This window comes from Desulfosarcina sp., assembly GCF_033791525.1.
Lineage (GTDB): Bacteria > Desulfobacterota > Desulfobacteria > Desulfobacterales > Desulfosarcinaceae > Desulfosarcina.
On sequence record NZ_JASJGN010000454.1, the window covers coordinates 1 to 4774 of the forward strand.

Annotated in this window: 4 protein-coding genes; 2 read left to right on the forward strand and 2 right to left on the reverse strand. The window is 48.2% G+C overall.

The window, feature by feature from the left end; genetic code table 11:
- On the forward strand, positions 1 to 502 hold a 502-nt coding region (locus QNK41_RS21410), incomplete at its 5' end, for a mechanosensitive ion channel family protein (RefSeq protein WP_319261400.1).
- A 275-nt stretch (positions 503 to 777) separates the two neighbouring features.
- Positions 778 to 1548, forward strand: a complete 771-nt coding sequence (locus QNK41_RS21415; protein WP_319261403.1) for an N-acyl homoserine lactonase family protein — start codon at positions 778 to 780, stop codon at positions 1546 to 1548.
- A gap of 589 nt (positions 1549 to 2137) precedes the next feature.
- Here QNK41_RS21415 and QNK41_RS21420 read toward each other — a convergent pair.
- Positions 2138 to 3316 (reverse strand): IS91 family transposase, encoded by a 1179-nt coding sequence (locus QNK41_RS21420; RefSeq protein ID WP_319261406.1) that lies wholly within the window; start codon positions 3314 to 3316, stop codon positions 2138 to 2140.
- On the reverse strand, positions 3294 to 4184 hold the full coding sequence (locus QNK41_RS21425) for a site-specific integrase (protein WP_319261410.1): 891 nt from the start codon (positions 4182 to 4184) through the stop codon (positions 3294 to 3296). The genes QNK41_RS21420 and QNK41_RS21425 overlap by 23 nt, the downstream gene beginning before the upstream one ends.
- Positions 4185 to 4774 lie beyond the last annotated feature (590 nt).

Here is a 4774-nt window from a genome sequence, read left to right on the forward strand (position 1 = left end):
CACCTGGGCGGAGGTCAAAAAGATCAACTTCCGCTCCACCGTGGTGCAGACATACGACAACGCCTCACTGATCATCCCCAACTCGGAGTTCATCAGCAGCCAGGTGACCAACTGGAGTTTCCGCGACCTGACCCTGCGGATCAAGGTCAGCGTCGGTGTTGCCTATGGCTCGGACATCGAACGGGTCCGAAGCACCCTGCTGGAAATCGCCGGCAAAACAGAAAAGGTGCTCGCGTATCCCCGCCCCGATGTACTCTTCTCCGATTTTGGCGGCAGCGCCCTGATTTTCGTATTGCGCCTCTGGACCGATGTAGACAACATGCTCAAAGTCGGAACCGCCATCCGCTTCGAAATCGACCGGTTGTTCCGGGAACGCAACATCGAAATCGCCTTTCCCCAGCGCGACATCCACATTCGCTCCAGTGTCACGGAGAAAGCCACAAATGAATTCGCTGTCGACGTTCAACCTCCGGATGAAAAGGCAGAACTGTCCCAATCCTAAGGACAAACTCAGGGCAAAAAGCTGTCAGTTACCCTAATACAATTACGATAGCCAGATCAAACCTCACACTTTGTGAAACGTGATATAGCTGCTATTAAAATTTACCGCCTGACTTGTCGCCTATGGTTGTATTTTTGGCTATCAGATGGCCAATTATGATGACGGCGGGGCGTAAATCAGCTATTCTGACTGTTCACCCTGGGCAAGAATACTGATAAAGGCACCTCAACTCCCAGTCCGTTGGCAGTGTTTTTAAGAGAGGCAAAGGACACTCAATGAAAATTTATGCCATGTCATGCTGCCGATTAAAAGCCAGGAAAAGCATCTTTCTGCCGCAAGCGGACAAAGATATCTTCATTGAATTGCCCATACCCGCTTTTTTGATTACACATCCGCACGGAGATGTGCTTTTCGATACCGGCCCTCATCCTGATGTATTCAAAGACGCCTTTGGCCGTTGGGGAGGACTGGCCAAGGCATTTCAACCCATTGGCGACGAAAGTATTGGAATCTTATCTCAATTAAAGAAAATCGATTGCCAGCCAGACGGCATTCGCTATGTCGTGAATTCTCATCTTCATTTTGATCATGCGGGTGGGAATCGATTTTTTCCGGAGGCAACCTTTCTTGTTTCCAAGAAAGAGCTCGCTTTTGCAAAACGGCCAGAGAATGAAGGCAGGGGGTATTTCAAGGCTGATTGGGACCATCCGCTAAATTACCAGGAATTAGAGGGTAAGTTTGATATTTACGGGGATGGAAGCATAGTGGTTACCCCAATGCCTGGTCACACTCCCGGTCATCAAATTTTGGTCGTTCGGCAAAAGGAACAGCAAGCCATCATACTGAGTGGTGACAGCGTCCCTCTCAAAGAGCATTACAAAAACCTTGTCGTTTCCAGAAACAACTATGACAATGAACAGGTACTCGAATCGGTGAAAAAACTACAAACCATGGTAGACTCGGAAGAGGCTTTTGTTGTTCATGGACATGATGCTGAACAATGGGCGGAATTAAAAAAACACCATACTATTATGTTATCTTTTTAAGCCAACTCCGAAAACAAATGAACGCACACTACAGCAGATTGACAAGACGTACCTTCACAAAGTCTGTCCTTGGGATAGCTGCTATGTACAAAACGCCCTGCTAAAAAATAGCTGACCACAATATCTGGTAGTCGATAGCTTTCGAAAAATAGTTGACTTTCAATTTGTTATCGCAGGGAAAAAACTAAGGCAGATTCCTTGGATACCTAACAAGTGTTTTATCCATCGTCCCGTTGTAACAATTCTCAGCGATTGCTAAAATTACCGTCTATCTGCAGGATCAATTCAATATGAGAGACGACCGGGCGGGATGATGGATAAAACGGAGATGTACGAAGCCGTCTGGCGTATATTTTGGCACGATATTTCTATATGGGTTTTGTAATCTTGCTGCACTCTGTCATCAGACAGCAAGTTGGGGTTTTTGAGCCTTGGTAACAGGCCTTCCGGGTTATTGTTTATAGCGTTGATCAACATAAGACCATCTTCTTCACGCTGTTTTCTGGTCATCTAAAGAGAATTCAGCAAGATCAGGCCGCACTTCACCTGCGGTTTCATCAAGAACCGATTTTAATATCAACCGATCGGACTATGCTGCAGCGTAGGCCAGCGGATTGGGCGGTCGTGCCAAACCCTTGGGGATATTTCTGAACAGCTGCATCTTTCCCTTGTGGCAACTGGGGCAGACGGCAATGTCGATACCCGTGAGTTGCCGCATCATTACTTCAACGGTAGTAACGGGTTTATCTGGTGGATCGGATAATCCCATCAATTGCCGAATGGCAGCCAGGTTCGCCGAGCGGTTCCGGTTGGCTAAGAACCCATAATGCCGGATTCTGACAAAGCGCTTGGGCAAGCTGTGGAGCAAAAACCTTCGGATGAACTCGACAGCAGTAATCGTGAGCGGTTCGATCCGACCTTTCTTTCGGTTTTTAAAAGTGAAGGTCACCATGCCGTTTTTAAGCGCCTTGATGCGACTGTTGGCAATTGCAACCCGATGGGTATAACGCGCCAGGTATTCCAGAACGTGCTCCGGTCTTTTCACCGGATCACGCACGTCGATAATCCAGGGCTTTTCATACAGCCGGGTTTTCAGTCGGTTAAATTCATCACCGGCAAACTTGAGATCACCACGTTGATAGACTTTTTTCATCAGGTCCATGAACTTTCCTCGAAAAACCAGTGACAAGGCCCGCTCGTTAAACAGATAGTTGCCCTTGCAAGGCGTCCATCGTGAACCGTCTGTTGACACCGCGCCACCGGCCACCAGGCAATGCAGATGAAAGTGGGCGCCCAGCTTTTGATCCCAGGTGTGCAGCGTGGCAATAAATCCCAGTTTTCCGCCAAGGGTATTGTCGCCGAAGGCCAGCAGCGTCTGCGCGGCGGACTTGAACAGGATTGAGAGCATCACCTTTTTATTGTTCAAAACAACGGCGTTGAGTTCATGCGGCAGGGTAAAGACAACGTGGAAGTAATCGGCGGACAGAATCTCGCTTTTTCTTTTCTCCAGCCAGCGTTCACGCGGCATGTGCTCACATGTGGGACAATGGCGATTGCGGCATGAATGATAGGCAATGCGCATGGCACCGCAATGGTTGCAGCGATCGATATGGCCACCCAGATATTCAGTTCGACAGTTGAGCAGGTCATAGACGATTTTTCGGTGTTCCCACCACAGCGGGTACTGCTTCTGATAATCGGTAATATGTTTTTTGAGGATATGGGCGACCCCCAGTCGTCTGGCTTCAGGTTTGATGACCGGGGCCATGGGTGCTGTCCTCCTTGCTTGCATGGTTTATGTCCATAAGGTCCAATGGACTGGGAACCTTAGACAGGGTTTCGCGGCTCACATGCAGGTAGATCATGGTGGTGGACAGTCTTGAATGGCCCAACAGAACCTGGATTTTACGGATGTCGTACCCGGCCTCTAAAAGATGCGTGGCGAAGCTGTGCCGTAGCGTGTGAATACCATCGCCATTTTTCACACCGACCTTTTTACGGGCCTTCTCGTAGATGGACCGCACCGTTTCATAAGATAGCGGTTTGTTTTTATTTTTCTTGTACGTCGATGGGAACAGGTAGGCTTGCGGACGGCAGGCCTTATAGTAGTGGCGCAGTTCCTTGAGAAGCTTTTTAGAAAGCATGGTGTAGCGATCCTTGCGCCCCTTGCCATCCACCACCTTGATCAACATGCGTTGGCTGTCGATATGGTCGGGCTTTAATCGTCTGACTTCACCGACCCTGAGCCCTGCCGCGTAGGTTGTCATCAGGATCAACCGGTGTTTTAGGTTTTTCGGGGCACTGATAGTCTTCCAGACCTGCTCTTTAGTAAGCACGGTGGGAAGTTTGCGCGGTGTTTTAGTCAGGCTGAAACCAACGTCGATCTGCTGGTCAAGAATGTGCTTGTAGAAAAAGCGAAGGCCGGTCAAAACAAGGCAGCAACTGGCAGGTGCGTTGCCCTTTTCGTTTTTCAAATACAGCAGATAATCCTCAATCATCTCATTGGTGATGGTCTCCGGTGACTGCTTGTAGTGCTTGGCCAGCCCATTGACGGCGGCAAGGTAGGCACGCCGGGTGTGATGGGAAAGGTTCTTTAAATCCATAGCCCTGATCATTTTTTGACGCAGTGGTGTCATGATCTACCTCCTTGGTTTGGGGTTAAACAAGCTCAAAAAGGTAGTTTACATGATCAGGTAATGGAGAGTGCGGACGTGGAGGGCTCGATGGAAAAGCAACTACGGTGGGTCAGGAGGGTGAGCTACCGCGGAGCGGTTTCGTACATCTGCAACAAAGCTTTAATACTATCTGACCGCCTCTACACTCAACCAAACGCTTAAAGAGCCTCTCGTGCATACACTGGATCAAAGGGATCTTATCCAGGAATCAACGACGGCGGACTAATTCCGAAGCAATAAGAATACAGTCGACGCCATCGGATCTAACGGGATTTCTTCGGATTAGAAAAGTGCGTTCCCAATGCTGTAGGTTTTTATCAATCGTCTTTGATACACCATTCAATTCCCAGCTATAAATGACTGAATTAATTATTTAACGTATTTAATCAAACTGCAAAAACAAGATGTTGAATCTCAAAAGAAGCTTGACAATCAGCTTACATATTATTATATGTACATATGTGCAATTGAATATATGAACGGGGGGGGGTGATATGGCCACCGGTCAGCGAAAAACAAAAGATGCAGTTGAAACATGCATAACAAAGGGA

Bases quoted from the DNA above. Each gene is read 5' to 3' on its own strand.
- QNK41_RS21415 (WP_319261403.1), top strand. From the start codon at position 778: ATGAAAATTTATGCCATGTCATGCTGCCGATTAAAAGCCAGGAAAAGC.
- QNK41_RS21420 (WP_319261406.1), bottom strand. From the start codon at position 3,316: ATGGCCCCGGTCATCAAACCTGAAGCCAGACGACTGGGGGTCGCCCAT.
- QNK41_RS21425 (WP_319261410.1), bottom strand. From the start codon at position 4,184: ATGACACCACTGCGTCAAAAAATGATCAGGGCTATGGATTTAAAGAAC.